This window comes from Paenibacillus sp. NPDC057967 (genome assembly GCF_042887015.1).
Taxonomy (GTDB): Bacteria; Bacillota; Bacilli; order Paenibacillales; family Paenibacillaceae; genus Pristimantibacillus.
Map to the genome: position 1 here is coordinate 99206 of NZ_JBHVQB010000014.1, position 19407 is coordinate 118612.

Consider the following 19407-nt stretch of genomic DNA (forward strand, 5'->3'; position numbering starts at 1 on the left):
TTTGCAGAAGCTGAATAGCTCCGCTATTATGCCCCTTCTTCAATCGCAACTTCATCAGCCGCGCGCTCATATTCTGCCAGGACGGCAGCTTGAATCTTCTCACGAGTCGTGGAAGAAATCGGATGAGCGATATCACGGAATTCACCATCCGGAGTCCGCTTGCTAGGCATAGCTACAAACATACCATTATTACCATCGATAACGCGAATGTCGTGAACCACGAATTCGTTGTCAATGGTTATGGAAGCAATAGCCTTCATGCGACCTTCCGAGTTCACACGGCGGAGTCTGACATCAGTAATTTGCACTTGTGTTCACCACCTTTGCCTATCTGAGACTTGGTGTATACTTCCACGTTTTTGTGCCAATTCCTTCTGCTTTTTTGGTAAAATGATACTCAATTTAAAATATTTTTTTTAGTATGCATTTTTTTCGTTTTCATTCGACATATGTCGATGCAATCACTTCTATTTCGACAAAGACATCCTTCGGAAGCCTTGCCACCTCTACAGCGGAACGAGCCGGTTTATGGTCGCCAAAATAGGAAGCATAGATGCCGTTGACCGTTGCGAATTGGTTCATATCTTTCATGAATACCGTCGCTTTCACCACGTCCTGGAATGACGCTCCCGCTTCTTCTAATACCGCTTTCAAATTACGGAATACTTGATGCGTCTGTTCCTCGATACCGCCCTCTACTAGAGCGCCTGATGCATCCAGAGGAATCTGGCCGGATGTAAAGAGCAATCCGCCCAGCTTAATCGCTTGCGAATAAGGACCAATCGCGGCCGGCGCTTCACTCGTCGAGATGACTTCCAGCTTCGTATTTGTTGTCATGACTATTCCCGCCTCTCAGCTTTTGAAATAATTGCCCGGAACAACCGTGGTATGCTTCGTCTTCATATCTACCGCTGTCAGCTTGGCAAGCGACACATAGTCCTCCAGCAGCCGCTCCTCCAGCTCTACCTCGCCAGACTCCACAAATACGCCGACGCCAGCTACCGTCGCCTTGAATTCATAGAGCAAGTCCATCATGCCCTGAATCGTGCCGCCGGCTTTCATAAAGTCGTCTATAATCAGAACGTGTGACTGCTCCTTCAAGGCTCTGCGCGCAAGCGACATCGTCTGAATGCGCTTGGTCGAGCCCGACACGTAATTAATACTTACCGCGGAGCCTTCCGTCACCTTATTGTCTCTACGAACAATGACAACCGGAATATTCAGGCAAGCTGCTGTCGCATAAGCAAGCGGAATGCCCTTTGTCTCCACCGTCATAATGACGTCAATCTTGCGGCCTGAGAATGCCGTCGCGAACATGCGGCCAACATCAGCCAGAAGCTCCGGCTGTCCAAGCATATCTGTCATATACAGATAGCCGCCAGGAAGCACGCGATCCGGCTGCTCCAGCTTAAGACAGATGTCTTTCATAATATCGAGCGCAACAGTCTGCCGCATCTGCGGCATATACCGCACTCCGCCAGCAGCGCCTGCGAGCGTCTGCAATTCGCCGATGCCCTCTTCCTCGAACACTTCTTTTATAATAGCCAAATCCTCACTAATGGAAGACTTCGCGGATTGATAGCGGTCAGCAAATGCTGTCAGCGAAATTAACGTGTGGGGACGAGATAACAGGTATTGCGTCATTTCTACTAATCTCGAGCTTCGTTTCAACTTCTTCATTTCCATGTCCCCCCACTAAATCCGAATAATATAAACACAATATAACATTTTTATACGGATTTAAGCAAGAAGAACGTCATGATTATGTAAGCATTCTTACCACGTATACTTCCTTGCAAAATCCGCGAAGTCCATTATAGATACGAGGAAGTTTCGCTTCCTTCGATACAAGTCCGAATACGGTAGGTCCGCTGCCAGACATGAGCACCCCGTCGGCACCCAGACGAAGCATGCTCTCCTTCAATTGAAGAACTTCCGGATAGAGATCCAGCGTAACCGTCTCCAGTACATTGCCAAGTCCCGCGCACATGTCCTGGAAGGAACCTTTCGCGAGAGCATCCCGCATCGCGGGAACGGAAGGATGGTGCTTCAGCTCGTTCGCACGCAGCCGTCCGTATACATCGGCGGTGGACACATTGATCGGCGGTTTCGCCAGCACGACCCAGCATTGCGGCGGCGGATCAATATGCTCCAGCTTCTCTCCCCTGCCCCGTGCGATGGCTGTCCCTCCCGTAACGCAGAACGGCACGTCAGAACCAAGCTCCGCCCCAAGCACGCACAGCTCGTCCTCCGATATGTTCAGATCCCACAGCCGGTTCAAGCCGCGAAGCGCAGCAGCTGCATCGCTGCTTCCGCCTGCAAGACCGGCAGCCACAGGTATTTTCTTATCCAGATGAATATAGACGCCTTTCCTGACGTCGTAGCGTTCCTTGATCAGCCTTGCCGCTTGAAAAGCCAGATTCTTCTCATCCAGCGGAATATAGCCGACTTGGCTTGATATGATAATCGTGTCGCGCGGAAGCTCTTCCATCTCCAGGCGGTCGGCCAGATCGACCATGGTCATGATCATCTCGACTTCGTGATAACCGTCATCCCGTTTGCGAAGCACGTCCAGCAGCAAATTAATTTTGGCTGGTGCTTTTTCATAAATTTTCATCCGATATGTTCACCCGTTCGTCTCTAAGCTTAGCTTAAGCCCCATTATAACAAAGGAATACAAGAAAAGCTAAACCATGGCAACTGCTTCTTTGCAGTCCGCACAGGTTTAGCTTCTACGCACCTTCACTATGGCTGCTGTGACTTCGACGCTGCTTGCTCCGCCAACTGAATCGCGCGCTTGACCATATTGCCGGCATCCTTCGCTTTAATGCTGCCCCAGCCTTCCTGCTGGACGGTATCGTAAAATCCCAAGTCTTTGGCCAGCTCGTACTTCAGCTGTTCTGACATTACGCTGCGCCTTCTGCGTCCCATATCCATATCCCTCCGCTGTCTGGAATTTGCTCATTCATGCTGCAAACACGGCTTGACGAAGGTAGTATGTGTCCCCTACAGACGATTATGCGCAAAAAAAAGCACAGATTGCTCTGCGCCAGATGCCTTATCGGCCTTATGAAACTTATGTCGATCTATTGTTGAAAAGCGATGCGTACTTGACCCTCATCATTGCACACGGTCACTTCCACAGATTCTGTCAGGATGTCCGCATAGCTGTAGGAAACGCGTTTGAAAGCGTGCTGTTCCTCATCCAGCTTAACAATGAACACAGAAGGGTAGATTTCTTCCAACGTGCCGGTCCGTTCAATGGTCTTTCGGCGACCACCGTTTGCCCGAAGACGGATCTTGGATCCCACATGGGCTTCCAAGCTGCGTTTTATATCCAACAGCGCATTTTTTGCCATTGTCAGCTACCACCTCTTTCCTTGTCCATTATAACCAAAAAAAGAGGGTTTGTCAAATGAGGCAAAATATTATATCAGTCCAATATTTCTCTTGTCAACGGTGATTTCACCCATTTTTTTAAAAATGAGAAAATCTAAACAATAGTTTGTGCATAATTCCCTTGATTATACATTCCGATAGTCCTACGGTGCCGACGTTACCTTCGGTTTGGGCAAGCCAACCCTGTACCGCCCCATCGTCTCGATGCCGCCTACGCCATCTATTCCGCTGATCGTACCATGAATCACATCAGGCAAATTGATGGCATCTCTTATGGACGTATAGCTGGCCTTGATCGCGATATAGACCGGGTCAAGCGCATGAATCAAGATGCGACCCGGAGAGCTGGCAAAATTAGAGCCCGCCTGCAGCAGCGCCTCAAAATGTGATTGGCAAGCGCCGGCCACGACTACGAGGCCGTCCCGATTCTTCTCATATTCTCTAGCCACTCGTACCGCATTCACAAAGTTCTGCGAATTCTTGTAGCTCGTAAGGCTATAGATCTCGTTCGGTGCCCGGTTCTTCAGCACGCCGTCATGTCCGGTTATGACGACGATATCCGGCTTGATCTGGGGCAGCAGCCGATACAGCACATCCGCCATCTGCGATTCGTGGATATGCAGGCCGTGAGCAGGCACATGCATCGTATTGTAGAGCTGCATGCTCTTCTTCAAGTAGTTGCCGTCACCGTCTAGATGAAGCACCTTGCCGGGCACCTCAAAGTAATGGGCATTTTGCTGCTGCTGCTGAGCAAGCCTGATGGCTTCCTCTGTGCCTAGCGCCTGCCGCTCTCTATCGGTGTGCATTTTCTTTAACGATTCATTCACTTTAATCCGTACCTGTTGTACTGCGCGCGTAGACTCGGGATCGCGCACGACCGACAGATCAGGAATTGGCGCATCCGCCAGCAGCCGGTAATCCGTGCCCTTCAGGACGGCATTATGGGTACGTACATCCTCGACACGGAACAACACGTCACCGCCATACGATTTGCGGACGACCAGGTCCCCATGCTTCATAGGTTAATCACCTCTTCGTCTATCCTATGGGCGGACCCTCCGAATGGTGATCAAAAATGTAGGCTATCGATTCCAGCCCGCTTCATGCAGGCTAGTCGACAGCAAGGCGAATTCGTCAAGCGACAGCGTCTCGCCCCGTCGTCCTGGATCGATGCCGATACGGTTCAGCATGGCCGTCAGCTCCTCACGGCGCTCCTTGCCTACGAACGCCGTCAGATTGTTCGCCAGCGTCTTGCGGCGCTGTGCGAAGCTGGCCTGGACGACACGGAAGAAATAGGCCTCGTCCGGTACGTCTACGGCCGGCGTGTCCCTTACCGTCAGCTTAATAACCGCAGAGTCGACGTTCGGCTGCGGAATGAAGACGGTATGAGGGACGGTGCAGACTAGCTGGGGCACACAATAATACTGCACAGCCACGCTAAGGCTGCCATATTCCTTGCCGCCCGGCTTTGCTGCCATCCGCTGGGCAACCTCCTTCTGAATCATCACGACAATATGCTGGAGCGGCAGACGCTCCTCCAGCAGCTTCATCAGAATCGGGGTTGTGACGTAATAAGGCAAGTTCGCCACCACGCTTACGCCCGCGCATTCGGAGAATTGCTCCTGGAACAGCTGCTTGAGGTCCAGCTTGAGCACATCACCATGAACGACCGTTACTTCCGGGTTGTCAGCGAGCACATCAGCTAGTATCGGAATCAGCCGCTGGTCGATCTCGACGGCCGTTACTTTGCCCGCTGTCTCCGCCAGCTTCTGTGTCAGAGAGCCGATACCCGGACCAATCTCGAGAGCGCCCTTATGTTCGTCCAGCTCAGCTGCAGCTACTATATTATTCAAGACGTTGCCGTCGATTAAGAAATTTTGTCCAAGGCTCTTCTTGAAGGAGAAGCCGTGCTTTGCGATAATTTCCTTCGTTCGTCTCGGCGTACCGATATCCGAAGCGCCCGATTTCTTCGGCGCCTTGGCTTGCCCGCTCCCGCTCTCTATACTCATTCGTTATTCCTCCAGTTTCTTCTCCATCTCTCGCACGGCCTCTTCGAACTCCGCCTTCGATATGCAGAAGCTCGTACAGCGCTTATAGAACTGCTTGCCGTTGGCATAGCCGATGCCCAGCAGCTTGCCCATAATCAGTCTCCGATTGGCCGCATCGTCATGGATGATCAATCCCGCTTCCATCAGATCCTCCCACTTGATCTCGCCCTCTTGCGCCGATGACTCGGTACGGAGCTCCGACAAGGCCTTCACAATCGCCTCAGGACTTGCGTTCTCAATGCCGATATCGCCTTTATAATAAGCCATCTCCTGCGGGAGAAAGGCATGCTTGCAGCCAGGGGCACGACGTGCCACAATCTTGCGAATTCTCTCGCCGGCATGGTCGGGATCGGTGAAGATGATCACGCCTCTTCTCTCGCTGGCAAGCTCAATGCGGCGCAGCACATCTTCGCCGATGGCCGATCCGTTGGTTTCGATCGTATCGGCATCGACAGCCCGCTTAATCGCCGCTGTATCGCTTTTGCCTTCCACCACGATTACTTCCTTAATCAACGTTCCCATTCCTTCCTGTTCGTTCCCTTAGCTTCAGCATATCCTACCTTCCTTAATCATGCAAAGACACTTCATCCATTCCGCAAGGCAAACGGGGCTGTTCCGGTGGTCATGTGACCCTCGGAACAGCCCCGCTTCTCTTTGACACAGGTTAGCTAGCTGTCGGTTTGTTCGGTCCAAGAATATAGACGGTATATCCCGTCTTCTTGCCGAACTTCGTAGCATGGCTATTGCTGTCAAAATAAACATCGATCTTATTGCCCTTTATGGCGCTGCCCTTATCCTCAGCACGGCGGAAGCCGATGCCCTCGATATAAACCCACCAGCCGATCGGTATAACCTTCGGGTCAACCGCAATGGTGCGGCCTTCCTTCACGCGAGTACCGGAGGCGGTAATGCCATAGTCCGGATGATCCTTATCCTTGCCGGTAGACGCCACGCCAGCGGAATAGGCTGTCAGTGTTACATTCTTCAGCAACTTCTTCGCCTTGAACGTCACGTCGCCTTTGGTTACGGTCATCACACTCGGACTGTTGTTCGACAGAATGGTTACCTTCGGCTCAGGCTTCTTGGTGCCTACCGCGACCACCTGATTCACCGCTGCTGTCTGAACAACCTTGCTCACAACTTGATTCGATACCAGTACGCCATCCTCGTACTTTTCTTTCTTCTGCTCAACCACGACGCCTTCCTTGCCGGTCTGAACGACCTTCTCCTTGCCTTGTTCCAGTGTCGGGTCTTCTTTCTTCACGATAGAGAATGGCACAGTTTTCTCGAGCTCGGACACTTTCGTATTCACTCGAACTATAGTTATCATCTCTTCCGCCTCTACCGGTTGGTGGAGAGGAGGACTAATTGTATCTTCATTGCGTAGCGTTAGATTGAGTTCCTCTATCGCCGCCTGTACCGTCTTCTCTGTCGTGTACACCGTTGATGTCTTGCCATCAGCTTTTACAACGACCGGAATCGCATGATTCACTTCGACCCGGTCCCCATTCTTAATCGGTGAATTAAGCGGGACAGACACCTCATCATGAGGTCCAATTGTAATAGCTTGTTCATCCAGTAGGCGTTGCAGGACCCATTGCTTTGTTTCCACAACGGTTTCTTGTCCATTCACTACTACGGAGACGCTTTTGACAGCCGTTCCGTACAACAACACCAAAAACATGAAAGTCATAGCGATTGAGATTACAGCGCTCAACATAATCAAACGCAAGTTTCCATGCTTCCATCGCATCGCGAAAGTCATGCTGGATGATCGTTTCCCATGGGTGTCCTTAGATGACTGGATTAATCCCACTTCTTCGGTCCTCCTTCATAGCCCCGCCGCCAAGTGTTACGCATGTTACAACTGACGCGACTATAATATATTGGCGTGCAAGCACGCGCTCCAGTAAAGCAGTCCCTCTCACCTCCCTGTTTATCCCTATGACGACGTTTTACCGTTTATTCAAACTTGGGATGGATGTCGTCCTTGTGAAGGGTATGTGTGGTAGGCGCCTAAGCGTTCACGATGGGATGGGAGTGAGGAGTGTAGATGAGGCTTATGTTGGGTTGCTAGACTGGAAATCCAATACAAAACGAAAAGCTCTGATTTGAATGATACCTTCATCAGAGCCCAGTTGTAAAGATGCGATAAAATGCGATTTTCACGAAAAAAGCGGGAAAACTTCAAAAATATACGTGATTTCAGCGACAAAAATCAGTTTTATTGCGCGAAAGGTCTTTATTTCTCGGTTTTAAACCGACTTTCATACGATTCCAAAACATTTTTTACCGTTTTCGGTTGTGATTTGAGCAATTTCCTCCACCGTTTTCCCCTTAATTTCGGCTGCCGCCTCCGCCACAAGTGCCACATAAGAGGTCTCATTTCTCTTCCCACGATTTGGATGAGGAGTTAGATAAGGGGAGTCCGTTTCGATCAAAAGACGGTCCATTGGAACCCTTTCCAAAACCTCTTTTGGCACCCTTGCATTTTTGTAGGTGACAGGTCCTCCGAAGGAGATATAGAAGTTCATATCGAGACAAATTTTGGCGGTTTCCCAGCTTCCGGAGAAGCAATGCATGACGCCTCCAATCTCCTCTGCCTGCTCTTCCTTCAATATGCGAATAATGTCCTCATGCGCATCGCGGTTATGGATGACAATCGGCTTTCCGAGCTTGCGCGCGAGCCTGATTTGCTCCCGAAATACACGATGCTGCACGTCCTTCGGTGACGTATCCCAGTGATAGTCCAGTCCAATTTCGCCGATGGCGACGACTTTCTCGTGCTTACACAGCTCCTCGATCCAATCCAGATCCTCCGGCTTCATATGGATGCTCTCGACCGGATGCCAGCCGACAGCCGCGTAGATGAAGTCATATTTCTCTGCGAGCGCAATCGTCGTCGGGATGGTCTCCCGGTCAAAGCCAATATTGACCATTAGCTCGACACCAGCCGCGCGAGCGCGTTCGATCACTGCCTCGCGGTCCTCGTCGAATTTGTACGAATCAAGATGGGTATGCGTGTCAAAAAGTACCGGTAAAGTCATCGTGTCGTTTCACTCCTATAATCATTCATTTCATTATAAGTCGAGCTTAAACAATCTCAACATCCGCTCGGACAGAAGCTCCTTGTTCTTCCGCAGCGGCTCCTCCGGAAAATATAAATGGTACTGTCCTTGATGCAATCCTGTAATAGAACGAACAATGTCGGATTTCATGGAAATCTCGCTAATTCGATCCTCACTGTCCAGCAACAAAATCGGCGCTTTTTCACGTTTTTCTCCATTGTTCTGATCCGGCCTGTATACGTCATACGGAAGGTCAAACGGGTAATCAATCTCCATATGATAATCCGGATGGAGACCGACCGACTGCAGCGCATCCGTTACTTCTAATAGAAGTGATTCATCAGGATTATCGATGGTTACATACTTATATAACTGTCTGTTCAGGAAACGACGGCACAGATCGCTAAGCAGTTCATCCGATTCCTCGGCCCATTCGGCGAATGCCGTCTGGGCAAGAGGTTCGTCCAGCTTTAAGTAATCGCTCAGAGAAAGCGTATTGTTCAAGAGCTGCTGAAGCGGTCCCGCCATCCAGCGGAACGTATAGCCTTGCTCATTCAATTCCTGCGCCCGCCGGAAAATTTGCCTCAATATAATCTCCGAGCTGCGCGTGACGGGATGGAAGTAAATTTGCCAGTACATTTGGTATCGGGACATGAGGTAATGCTCAACGGCATGCATACCGCTTTCCTTCACAACTATTTTGCCCTGGTACGGCCTGAGCACCCTTAGAATTCTCTCCAAATCGAATGTGCCGTAATTAACTCCGGTGAAATAAGCATCGCGAAGCAAATAATCCATCCGGTCCGCATCCATCTGGCTTGAGATTAAGCTGACGACAATCGGCTTCGGATACGTCTTCTGAATTACGGCAGCAACCTTGTCCGGGAAGTCATCCGACACTTGCCGGAGCACCTTATTAATGTCCGTGTCGCCGAGCAGAATGTTGCAGGTCCATACTTCATGGTCTGTATCAAATATTTCTTCCAAAGAATGCGAGAAGGGTCCGTGGCCTACATCGTGGAGCAGTGCGGCACACAGCGAGACCAGCCGTTCTTCGGACGGCCAATCCGGGTAGCCGCTGCGCTCGAATTGCGATATGATGCGCCGCGTAATTTCGTAGACACCAAGCGAATGGGAGAATCGGCTATGCTCTGCCCCGTGGAACGTCAGGTAGGTTGTGCCAAGCTGCCTGATCCGACGAAGCCGCTGAAATTCCTTCGTATTAATAAGCTCCCATATCGTCTGGTCTCTGACATATACATAATCGTGAACCGGATCCTTGAATACCTTTTCTTCCGTTAACGGCTCTCTCATCTTCTCATCTCCTTTGTTCATAGTTTCGACACAAAACGCAGTTCCTTTGTCGAATAGTGTCGTAAAATAGTTTCCAAAATGTCGAAGCTGTTGTATTCTATTACATAGCAATTGTCCGATGATCCCCCGAGATCGCTTGTGGTTACAGCGATCTGGCAGAAGATTCTAGGTTGACTGTTTTGGGAAGAGTTGGTATTATAGTAACATGGAATCTACAAACATTGTCGAATGGTGACGAAAATACATTTTGTGAGAGGATTTGATAGATAATGATGAAATCAACAGGTATCGTACGTAAAGTCGATGAGCTTGGCCGCGTGGTAATTCCAATTGAATTGCGCCGTACACTGGGTATTGGCGAGAAGGACGCGCTTGAGATTTATGTAGACGGAGAGCGCATCATGCTGAAGAAATATGAGCCTGCTTGTATCTTCTGCGGCAATGCAGAGAACGTTTCCTACTTCAAAGGAAAAATTGTTTGTCATATTTGTTTATCAGAAATGCCTACTCCTGTGACAAAATAAAAAAAATCGGTTATAATCAATTTATACCTACTTGTTAATTCTAACCTTTTTATACTCCTTGTTGCCTTCCTGCGCTAGAACCCGGCCAGGAAGGTCCTTTTTTTTCTCCGACCATTCTATCGGACCTTCCCCCGCAGCCTATCGATTTACTTCATTATATACGTCTCTCTTGGGGACTCCCCGGTCGATGGCCGCCTGCTTAATGGCTTCCTTCCGATCCATTGTCGTCTCATAGTGTGCGACATGGGCAGCTACATCCAACTGGGACCACCACATCTCTTCATTGGACGACTGGGCCGCTTCCGCGTCCGCGCCTTCCACGACGATACAGAACTCGCCTAGCGGACCATTGTCCCGGAACCAGTCCAGGCATTCGGACAACGTTCCTCTGACCGCTTCTTCATGCCGCTTCGTCAATTCCCGAACCACCGCCGCCCTTCGATCGCCAAGATGCTCAAGCATCGCATCGAGCGTCTTCGTTAGCCGATGGGGCGATTCGTACATTATAAGCGTGGCAGCTTGTCCCGACAGATCCTTCAGCCACTTCCCAAGCGACTTTTTCTCTCTAGGAGGAAATCCGGCAAACAAGAATCGATCCGTCGGCAATCCTGACATAATGAGAGCGGACAAGGCCGCATTCGCTCCAGGCACCGGAACCACCGTAATCCCTTGTTCTGTCGCTTCCGCAACGAGATCAGCTCCCGGGTCAGATATGGCTGGCAATCCGGCATCGCTTACGAGAGCAATGGATTGCCCCTCAGCCAGAAGCCGTATTAACTCAGGGCCGCTTGCCGCTTTATTATGCTCATGATAGCTGACCAGACGCGTATGAATATCGAAGTGGGTGAGCAGCTTGCGGGATTGTCTCGTATCCTCCGCTGCAATCAGGTCCACTTCCTTCAGAATACGAATGGCGCGCATCGTCATATCCTCCAGGTTGCCGATGGGCGTCCCTACCAGATAAAGCGTTCCCGCTTCCCCATTCATGCCATCGCTAGCTTGGACCGAATAGCTTCGCTGTCTCTTCATACGATCTGAACTCCTTCGTCGTTGTATACCATAATCGGCGGCAGCAGCTTAATATCCGGCTTCCCGTCACGCATGGCTTCAATTAATACCATATTCGCTTCTGCGCCCGCATGGGGATGGACGAACTGGATTCGCTTCGGCTCCAGCTTCCAGCGTCTAAGCGATTCTATAATATCGAGCAGCCGGGATGGCCTATGGACGATCGACAGCTTGCCGCCAGGACGCAGCAGCCTGCAGCAGGCTTGCGCCAAATCTTCAAGCGTGCAATGTATTTCGTGCCGCGCGATGGCATAATGTTCGTTCTCGTTCTTATCGCCAGCCGTAACCGGCATATAAGGAGGATTCACTGTAATGGCATCATAGGCGCCATTGGCCACAATCTTAGGATAAGTACGCAAATCCTGTTCCAGCACCGTAATTTGTTCTTGTAATCCGTTCAATGCGACACTTCTTCGCGCCATATCGGCCAGCCTCGGCTGGATTTCGATCGCATCGATGGAAGCTTTTGTCCTTGATGAGAGCAAAATCGGAATGACACCGTTGCCTGAGCATAGATCGGCAATCCGGCCGTGCTTCGGAATATTCGCAAATCGCGACAAGAGTACCGCATCGAGCGAGAAGCTGAACACTTCACGGCTTTGAATGATCATCAGCCCCGTATCCGTTAACAAATCGTCGATTCTTTCACCCGCGGTAAGCGGAATAGATGGTTGTTCAGACACGTTCATGGTCTCTCCTTTATATCCTTCGTTCATTTTTTTCATTTTTAGAGGTTGTTCAAAAAGTACTGTTTCTTACCCTAAATTTATTTAGAAAAAAGACCGTCCTCAGCGGTAAGGACGGCCTGTCGATACGGATTCCACTTATTTGTTCAAGAAGGAGAGGCAGAACAGACAGTCGCCCTCCGTTCGTAGATGTCCGTAATATACGTTGCAAATATGGAATCCTTCATGATATAGCCGCGTGAGATTGTCATGGCCCTCGCCTACCGCAACGTTGCCCTCTTCGAGGCCAGCCTCATGATTTGGCGACAGCTCCGCATCCGCCGTACTGACTTCGCTCTGTACGGCGACTCCCACTGCTTCGCGCTCGGATATCGTCTCTCGCTTGAATACCTGCCGCAGCTGATGATTCTCGATGCTAAGACGCTTGTTCTCCTCCAGCAGCTCTTTCACCTTAAGCTTCAGAGCGCTGAGCTCGGCATGGAACACTCCCATTCGATTATCCAATTCATCCATTTGAACAAAAATATCTCTCTTCTCCAAGTTCCCACCCCAGAACTTCAAGCGTGAGCGTTACCTCACCTATCAGAATGACTTCTGCCGCTTGCTTACTTCACAACGACGTCGTCTAACGGCAACTCTTTTGGCTTGCCTGGTAAATCGAACAGCTGTACGTACACGCTCTTCGATCCGGCATTGATTCCTGTCACTTTGCCCTCACCATACGAAGTAACGACGATCTTGCCCACGGCAGGCAATTCTTCGCGCACGCTCTCATAATTGTCATGCTCATACTTCAAACAGCACATCAGACGTCCGCACAGGCCCGATATTTTCGTAGGATTCAGCGATAGATTCTGGTCTTTGGCCATCTTGATGGAGACCGGCTCGAAGTCACCAAGCCATGAGGAACAGCAGAGGACGCGTCCGCAAGGCCCGATGCCACCAAGCATCTTCGCTTCATCCCGTACGCCGATCTGGCGAAGCTCGATTCTGGTCCGGAATACACTGGCCAGGTCCTTGACGAGCTCCCGGAAGTCGACACGGCCTTCAGCCGTAAAGTAGAAAATGATTTTATTGCGGTCGAAGGTAAATTCGACATCAACCAACTTCATACGAAGCTGATGACTCTTGATCTTGTCAAGGCAGGTTGTGAATGCATTCTTAGCCGCTGCACGGTTTTCTTCCACAACCTGCGCATCAACATCGCTTGCGATTCGTATCACCTTCTTGAGAGGGAGAACAACATCCGATTCACCGACTTGCTTCTGTCCCACCACCACTTTACCGTATTCGATTCCGCGGGCGGTCTCAACAATCACATGCTGTTCCTTATCCACGGGGTGCTCGACCGGGTCAAAGTAATAGATCTTGCCCGCCTTCTTGAAGCGGACACCGATGACATTATACAAGGATTAGCCCTCCTGTAAGTTTACCAATAGTTGCTCAAACGCGAGTTGTGGCGATACATTCGCCCGCATGCGCTTGCCTGCTTCCAGGACATGCTCCATACAGCTTACCCAACCTGCGAAGGAGCGATTATAAGCATTGCTGCTTATCCATTCCAACTGATCTATAAAAACAAGCTTGTCCTGCCTTCCGGCCTGGAACTGTGTCAAATCTTTAAACCATAGTGTCAATAATGAAAGCAGCAGATCCATATGATTCGCTAAATCTGTCTTAAATAACTGCTGCTGGGCAGTGATCATCGCCGCGGTGAATCGGGACGTACTCTCCTTGCCTAATTGTATCACTAGGTTTCTGATTTCTGCAAACCCATTCTGCTGGAGAATTTGTCTAGCGCCGTCCAGTCCGGAGGACAGCTGGACAGCGGCTCGGGCCAGCAGCGGCGAGGCTCCTTCGGCCGTCAAGCGCTCCAGCATCGCCTCAGGCGGCATTGGAAGAAAAGGCACCCACTGCGTGCGCGACCGAATCGTCGGCAGCACCGCTTGTCCATTATCCGTAATTAAAATCGCAACGATCGGAGATACCGGCTCCTCCAGAAATTTAAGCAAGCTATTCGCCGCTTGAATCGTCATCTTCTCCGCCGCTTCAATAATATACACGACGCGTCCCGTCTGCGTGCTGCGATAGGACAGCGAACGTTGCAATTCACGGATCTGGTCAATCTTGATGCTTTGCCCGTCCGGAGCCATCATAATGAGATCACTCTGATTGCCATGGTCGAACTTCCGGCATTCCAGGCATTCGCCGCAAGCATCCCAGCCATCCGTGCTGCAGAACAGCGCTTTAGCAAATTGCCGCGCCATCTGCATTCTTCCCGTACCGGTTGGACCGCTGAATAGATAGGCATGTGAAATTCTATCGCTTTGGAGGGCGTGTTTCAGTATGCGCTGCGCCTTCCATTGTATATCGGCATGCTCTAAACTCATCATTCTCGTTCCTTACCTTTCCTGGCGTCGCAAGGCTAGAACATGAGATTGATCAGAATCCCCCGTATCTCGCCTATCTTGTTCAACAGCTCGATTCTGCCTTCCTCGCTGTCGAGCAAGTCCTCCGCCATCGTTACAAGCGTGGCGTCGATCTCATCGAGAAGCTTGTAGCGCTTCACCCGCCCGCGGCGGTCGAAGCCTCTGACTTCCTTCAATCCGACGCCGCGCCTGATTGTATCCTCCAGGAACAGCTTCACCATTTGGCGGTAAAGCATTAGCTCCCTTACCGTCATATTCTTGGCGAGACGATCGCCTTGCCGATGAATATCTTGCAGCTTCTGATTCAGCTGCTCCTGTGTTCGCTGCGCATCCTGCTGGACCATCACATCAGCGAAGTTTGAAGGCTGCACCGGCTTCATGGATGCATCGGCGCTCGCCCGGTTCTGCCCAACCGGGCGCCAACCTTGGTCAACTCTCATCTATGTCACACCCAATCAGAAGTGTTCAAAACGTTCTACCGGCATAACGAATACCGCAGCCCCTCCGACCTGTACTTCTACAGGGAACGGAATGTAGGAATCGGTCGATCCGCCCATCGGCGATACCGGCGTGACCAATTGATCGCGCACCTTGCAATTCGAACTGATGACTTGGAGCACTTCATGCACCCGCTCATCCTCAATCCCGATCATAAACGTGGTATTACCTGCGCGAAGGAAACCGCCCGTACTTGCCAACTTGGTTGCTCTGAACCCTTCCCGAACAAGCGCATTAGACAGTTTGTTGCTATCCTTATCCTGAATAACCGCAATGACTAATTTCATCTTCATTCCCCCTTGGCTTCATTAGAGTAGGTAAACAATAAATGACTTAGTCTTCCTCTGTGCTCGTGCTGTGGTACCCCTTACAATTGACGCTGCAACGAAGCAAGCTATATCCCACTCAAGCGTTGTTCGACAATAGCCACAACCGCCTGCAGCACCCGATCCGGTGTTTCCTCCGCATCTACCTGGTGTATGCGATCCGGGAATCGCTCCATCACCAAGTGATAACCTTCGCGTACGCGTTCATGGAACGATTGTCTCTCCAGATCCAGACGATTTATCTCCCGCTGGGGATTGCTCGCGATTCGCGACAGGCCTACCTCCGGGGAGACATCCATATAGATGGTTAGATCAGGCATCGTACCACTGATGGCAAATTGATTGATTTGCCATACTTCCTCGATACCAAGCCCCCTTGCATGGCCTTGATAAGCAAGGCTGCTGTCAACGAAGCGGTCACAGATGACAATCTCTCCAGCTTCCAATGCCGGAATGACCTTCTCCACCAGATGTTGTCTGCGGGATGCTGCGTAGAGCAGCGCCTCCGTTCTTGCATCCATCGTCGTATGCTCGGGGTCCAGAATCACGGTGCGAATCTTCTCCGCGATCGGGATGCCCCCTGGCTCCCGCGTGACGACTACGCGATAGCCCTTATTCTGCATTGTATTCGCAAGCTGCCCAATGAGTGAGCTTTTGCCGGCGCCTTCGCCGCCTTCTATTGTAATAAACAGTCCCGTACTCAATCTGCGGTTTCCCCTTACTGTAAGTAGCGTCCTTGTCCTTTCATTGTAACAAAGCGGTACTGCTACTACAATGAAATTTACAGGGATATCCCTTGTATTTCGACCCTCTTCAACATTTCTCTTCTATTAATATAGCTACGGTATCCATTGTGCTGTCCTCAGCACCCTGGAACCTCGCACCGGCACCTGATAATCGCCTGATATCGGCAAGATGACGATCCGTGAATCGCTCACCTGGATAGAGAAGCGGTATCCCCGGAGGGTAAGGAATGATCATTTCGGCGGATGGATGATGAAGGGCTTCATACAAGGGGACTCTCCTGCTTGTCTGTTCCTTCGCTCTTGCGAATGAGACCGGTTCGCTGATCCCTTCGCTAAGGTCTACGAGCTCCGTCTGTTCCTGTCGATTTGGTTCACGGCATTCAGCATATACATATGTTTGATGAATGTCCTTCAAAGCATCCTTTAACCGGGATATAGCTCCGTCAGCGCAGACATGAGGACCTATGACCAATACTGTATAAAGAGGATCCGACATCTCCGCCCAGCATCCGCGCTTCTCCAGCTCCCGATGCAGCTCGAATCCTGTCAGCTTCCCGCTCGGTACCGTCAGTATTAGTCTCAGCGGATCAGTCTGTTTGTCCGTATGTAGCCCAGTCTCACCTACAGTGAATATCATCTTACTTTCCTTTACCCAATTTCGGAAAGAATGTACCGCCTCGATCGCGGTATGGAAGAGATTGTCGCCAAGCCTATCCACTATTGCGCGGGAAATATCGAGTGAAGCCATGATGGGAAAAGAAGGACTGGAGCTTTGCACCATAGCTAGCGCCTCTCTTACTCTACGTCGATCCAGAAGCTTCCCTTGCATATGAAGCATGGCCCCCATCGTTAACGCCGGTAGGGTCTTATGCGTGGACTGAACTACTCCATCTGCGCCCGCCTGTATAGCCGAAGTCGGCAAATCTGGATGCATCCCATAATGAGCACCATGTGCTTCATCGATCAGTAGCGGCTTTCCCTGTGCATGACATGCTTCTACGTACGCGTCCAGCTTCACGCCCATTCCGTAGTAATTGGGATTGGTGAGGAACACGCCTTTCGCCTGCGGGTATTGATGAAGCGCCTGCTTGACCTGCTCAAGCGACGGAATCGTTGAGAGTCCCGTGCTTGAATCGATATGAGGTGTCAGGAATACAGCCTTGGCACCTGCCAGCTTCATCCCGTTAATGACTGACTTATGTACGTTCCTCTGTACGATGATGATATCGCCGGGCACACATACAGCGAGAATCATCGCCAAGTTACCAGAAGTGCTGCCGCCAACCAGAAAGCAAGTCTCCTCCGCTCCATAACAACGAGCTGCCAGACGCTGTGCTGCCAGAATAGCGCCTTCCGGGTGGTGGAGATCATCTGTTGAAGACAGCTCTGTCACATCGAGACGCATAATAGCGGATAGCTGCTTTCCTATATCTAATGCATCCTCGGTATCGATAGTATGGAGCGCATGCAGAAGCGCCGCCCCGTTGTGATGCCCCGGTACATGGAAGCTGGCGGGACTGCTCTGCGCATGTCTCATCAACGCCTCAAACAGCGGAGCTTGTAATCTTCCCATCGCGATCGATCATCCTTCCGTTCCAATCCGTTCGTCCGTTGACTGATTGGGTGTCTATTCATCTATTGTACGAAGTCATGTCCCAGACGTAAATAAGGCTGTGTCTTCATCCAGTGTCAGTCGTTTTTGCAGATATAAAAAACAGCCTCTGTTCCCAGGGCTGTTTCAAGCATTTTTTTCAACAAATAATTGTTTCATCTGATGAATGAAGAACGGATATTTGGCATCCTTCACATCCGTATGGACCATCTCGGTCTCACAATCGGCGCATATGAAGCCGAGTACAATGCGGATACCTTCCCCTTCTGACTTCGACTTGCCGCAAATCGTGCATTGATGAGTGGTGGTTTGATCCATAATCATCCCCGCTTTCTCATTCCGTTAACTCTATTCCTATTATTATGCCACGAATTCTAGTGAAATATACTTGTTTCATAACGTATTTCAAATATTTATATATCTTATGCGGCGTCTGGGCGAATGGTGATTGACAACGGGCGTAAAAGTTAAACTTCACGAACCTCCTGTATTTGCCGATATATGTAATGGAGTTTTAGCAAGATAACGGAAGGATGTCCTGCATGAAACAATCCCTAGCGGATCAAATGAACGCCACGATCTATCAATATCAACTGGTCAAAAGAGTCATCGTCAAGTCAGAGCTCATCCTGAGCCATCTCATCATAGCGGCTATTTTCCTCGGCTTTCAAATGCTGAATTACGGCATACACGGGTTATTCGCTTGGTTATTCGGGTTTGCAGCAATACAAGTGCTCCACCTCATTATTATCGTCTTAACCTTTATCTCCGTCACTGAAGCAGCGGAACGTCAATGGACATGGCGCATCACACCGCCCTGGATCGGATTCAAGCCGGCCAATGATATCTCGCTCCTGATCTTCAGACGCGTCCATCGGCATCTATTCTGGCTGGGCTTGTGCATCATTGCTGTCCTGTATCCGTGGACACCGCCCTCCATTATGATCAGTCTCATCTCCTGGCACATCTGGCTCATCATTCCCCGCCTTATGTTGTCCTTTGCCTTCCGCAAGCAGCGCAAAGACGGCGTCCTGCGCCTCCAATGGAAAGAAGCATCCTATTATCATCGTTAAAAATGGCTTAAGCCCTGTTGCACACAAGCAACAGGGCCCTTCACATTCTCCCCGAGAGAATGGTCTTTTGACTTTAGGTTTTTATGTTTGATCTTATCTTTAAATTTGAAAAGCCTACCCGTTCACTTCGGTAGGCTTCTGTGCTTGGCGATGTCCATTCCGCACCGGATGAGTCAGCTACGAAGCTCTACATCACGGTCGGCGTCTGAACCTACCTCTAAGGCCGGGCCTACATCTCCGAGTTGCTTCGATCAAAGGTTCGGACACTCTCCCAGACAGGGAGAGGAACGTCGCCCGGGGGCTTTGGGATCAAGGGCTTCGCCGATCCCAAAGCCCCCGAACGCACAAAAAACCTGCCGCAGTCATCTGCGACAGGCCATTTTGTGCTTGGCGACGTCCTACTCTCCCAGGACCCTGCGGTCCAAGTACCATCGGCGCTGAAGGGCTTAACGGTCGTGTTCGGTATGGGAACGCGTGGTTCCCCTTCGCCGTCATCACCAAACGATCAAGGGTTTGCACCTTGAAAACTGGATACGAAAGTAATTGCTGATTGTACTTTAGCATGCTCCTCAATCTCCAGACTCGCACCCTAAGCCTATGCTTACGATGTCCGCCT

General features: G+C 50.5%; 24 protein-coding genes and 1 rRNA gene. 2 read left to right on the forward strand and 23 right to left on the reverse strand.

Annotation, left to right across the window (positions count from 1 at the left end; genetic code table 11):
* Positions 1-26: 26 nt before the first annotated feature.
* The 12 genes from spoVG to ACFVSO_RS27740 form a co-directional block, all read right to left on the reverse strand.
* Positions 27-308, reverse strand: coding sequence for a septation regulator SpoVG (gene spoVG / locus ACFVSO_RS27685; protein ID WP_087571183.1), 282 nt, complete (start codon positions 306-308; stop codon positions 27-29).
* 130 nt (positions 309-438) lie between these two features.
* Positions 439-837, reverse strand: coding sequence for a RidA family protein (locus tag ACFVSO_RS27690; RefSeq protein ID WP_387479964.1), 399 nt, complete (start codon positions 835-837; stop codon positions 439-441).
* 15 nt (positions 838-852) lie between these two features.
* Positions 853-1680: a pur operon repressor gene (purR, locus tag ACFVSO_RS27695; RefSeq protein WP_387479965.1), complete on the reverse strand. Its 828-nt coding sequence runs from the start codon at positions 1678-1680 to the stop codon at positions 853-855.
* Between the two features lie 82 nt (positions 1681-1762).
* Positions 1763-2617 (reverse strand): 4-(cytidine 5'-diphospho)-2-C-methyl-D-erythritol kinase, encoded by an 855-nt coding sequence (gene ispE, locus ACFVSO_RS27700; protein ID WP_387479966.1) that lies wholly within the window; start codon positions 2615-2617, stop codon positions 1763-1765.
* Between the two features lie 128 nt (positions 2618-2745).
* Positions 2746-2931 carry a small, acid-soluble spore protein, alpha/beta type gene (locus ACFVSO_RS27705; protein ID WP_387479967.1) on the reverse strand — a complete coding sequence of 62 codons (186 nt, stop codon included), beginning with the start codon at positions 2929-2931 and terminating at the stop codon, positions 2746-2748.
* A 155-nt stretch (positions 2932-3086) separates the two neighbouring features.
* The gene (gene veg / locus ACFVSO_RS27710) at positions 3087-3359 is read right to left on the reverse strand and encodes a biofilm formation stimulator Veg (RefSeq protein WP_116050072.1); all 273 of its coding nucleotides are present in this window, start codon (positions 3357-3359) and stop codon (positions 3087-3089) included.
* A gap of 183 nt (positions 3360-3542) precedes the next feature.
* Complete coding sequence (yabG, locus tag ACFVSO_RS27715) at positions 3543-4418, reverse strand: sporulation peptidase YabG (protein ID WP_387479968.1); 876 nt, start codon at positions 4416-4418, stop codon at positions 3543-3545.
* Between the two features lie 63 nt (positions 4419-4481).
* A complete protein-coding gene (rsmA, locus tag ACFVSO_RS27720; protein ID WP_387479969.1) occupies positions 4482-5408 on the reverse strand; it encodes a 16S rRNA (adenine(1518)-N(6)/adenine(1519)-N(6))-dimethyltransferase RsmA in 927 nt (308 codons plus the stop codon).
* Positions 5409-5411: 3 nt separating this feature from the next.
* Complete coding sequence (rnmV, locus tag ACFVSO_RS27725) at positions 5412-5960, reverse strand: ribonuclease M5 (RefSeq protein WP_387479970.1); 549 nt, start codon at positions 5958-5960, stop codon at positions 5412-5414.
* Positions 5961-6111: 151 nt separating this feature from the next.
* The gene (locus ACFVSO_RS27730; RefSeq protein ID WP_387479971.1) at positions 6112-7263 is read right to left on the reverse strand and encodes a resuscitation-promoting factor; all 1152 of its coding nucleotides are present in this window, start codon (positions 7261-7263) and stop codon (positions 6112-6114) included.
* 451 nt (positions 7264-7714) lie between these two features.
* A complete protein-coding gene (locus ACFVSO_RS27735) occupies positions 7715-8494 on the reverse strand; it encodes a TatD family hydrolase (RefSeq protein ID WP_387479972.1) in 780 nt (259 codons plus the stop codon).
* A gap of 33 nt (positions 8495-8527) precedes the next feature.
* Positions 8528-9829 (reverse strand): HD domain-containing protein, encoded by a 1302-nt coding sequence (locus tag ACFVSO_RS27740; RefSeq protein WP_387479973.1) that lies wholly within the window; start codon positions 9827-9829, stop codon positions 8528-8530.
* 269 nt (positions 9830-10098) lie between these two features.
* On the opposite strand from ACFVSO_RS27740, the gene ACFVSO_RS27745 reads away from it, so the two are divergent.
* On the forward strand, positions 10099-10353 hold the full coding sequence (locus ACFVSO_RS27745; protein ID WP_028609554.1) for an AbrB/MazE/SpoVT family DNA-binding domain-containing protein: 255 nt from the start codon (positions 10099-10101) through the stop codon (positions 10351-10353).
* A gap of 138 nt (positions 10354-10491) precedes the next feature.
* Here ACFVSO_RS27745 and rsmI read toward each other — a convergent pair whose 3' ends face one another.
* The 10 genes from rsmI to ACFVSO_RS27795 form a co-directional block, all read right to left on the reverse strand.
* Entirely contained in the window at positions 10492-11382 is an 891-nt protein-coding gene (gene rsmI, locus ACFVSO_RS27750; protein WP_387479974.1) for a 16S rRNA (cytidine(1402)-2'-O)-methyltransferase, read from the reverse strand.
* The gene (locus ACFVSO_RS27755; RefSeq protein WP_387479975.1) at positions 11379-12110 is read right to left on the reverse strand and encodes a tRNA1(Val) (adenine(37)-N6)-methyltransferase; all 732 of its coding nucleotides are present in this window, start codon (positions 12108-12110) and stop codon (positions 11379-11381) included. The genes rsmI and ACFVSO_RS27755 overlap by 4 nt, the downstream gene beginning before the upstream one ends.
* Positions 12111-12245: 135 nt before the next feature.
* Entirely contained in the window at positions 12246-12647 is a 402-nt protein-coding gene (locus tag ACFVSO_RS27760; RefSeq protein WP_387479976.1) for an initiation-control protein YabA, read from the reverse strand.
* A 65-nt stretch (positions 12648-12712) separates the two neighbouring features.
* A complete protein-coding gene (locus ACFVSO_RS27765; protein ID WP_387479977.1) occupies positions 12713-13516 on the reverse strand; it encodes a PSP1 domain-containing protein in 804 nt (267 codons plus the stop codon).
* 3 nt (positions 13517-13519) lie between these two features.
* Entirely contained in the window at positions 13520-14497 is a 978-nt protein-coding gene (gene holB, locus ACFVSO_RS27770; RefSeq protein WP_387479985.1) for a DNA polymerase III subunit delta', read from the reverse strand.
* A gap of 35 nt (positions 14498-14532) precedes the next feature.
* Positions 14533-14976 carry a YaaR family protein gene (locus ACFVSO_RS27775; RefSeq protein WP_387479978.1) on the reverse strand — a complete coding sequence of 148 codons (444 nt, stop codon included), beginning with the start codon at positions 14974-14976 and terminating at the stop codon, positions 14533-14535.
* 15 nt (positions 14977-14991) lie between these two features.
* Complete coding sequence (locus ACFVSO_RS27780; protein WP_119803331.1) at positions 14992-15321, reverse strand: cyclic-di-AMP receptor; 330 nt, start codon at positions 15319-15321, stop codon at positions 14992-14994.
* 107 nt (positions 15322-15428) lie between these two features.
* On the reverse strand, positions 15429-16064 hold the full coding sequence (gene tmk, locus ACFVSO_RS27785; protein ID WP_387479979.1) for a dTMP kinase: 636 nt from the start codon (positions 16062-16064) through the stop codon (positions 15429-15431).
* Between the two features lie 109 nt (positions 16065-16173).
* Positions 16174-17679, reverse strand: a complete 1506-nt coding sequence (locus tag ACFVSO_RS27790) for an aminotransferase class I/II-fold pyridoxal phosphate-dependent enzyme (RefSeq protein ID WP_387479980.1) — start codon at positions 17677-17679, stop codon at positions 16174-16176.
* A 165-nt stretch (positions 17680-17844) separates the two neighbouring features.
* Complete coding sequence (locus ACFVSO_RS27795; RefSeq protein ID WP_387479986.1) at positions 17845-18036, reverse strand: sigma factor G inhibitor Gin; 192 nt, start codon at positions 18034-18036, stop codon at positions 17845-17847.
* Positions 18037-18260: 224 nt separating this feature from the next.
* On the opposite strand from ACFVSO_RS27795, the gene ACFVSO_RS27800 reads away from it, so the two are divergent.
* Positions 18261-18791 carry a transposase gene (locus ACFVSO_RS27800; protein WP_119803325.1) on the forward strand — a complete coding sequence of 177 codons (531 nt, stop codon included), beginning with the start codon at positions 18261-18263 and terminating at the stop codon, positions 18789-18791.
* Positions 18792-19176: 385 nt separating this feature from the next.
* On the opposite strand, the gene rrf is transcribed toward ACFVSO_RS27800, so the two are convergent.
* Positions 19177-19293: ribosomal RNA gene (gene rrf, locus ACFVSO_RS27805) — 5S ribosomal RNA — on the reverse strand.
* Positions 19294-19407: the final 114 nt, after the last annotated feature.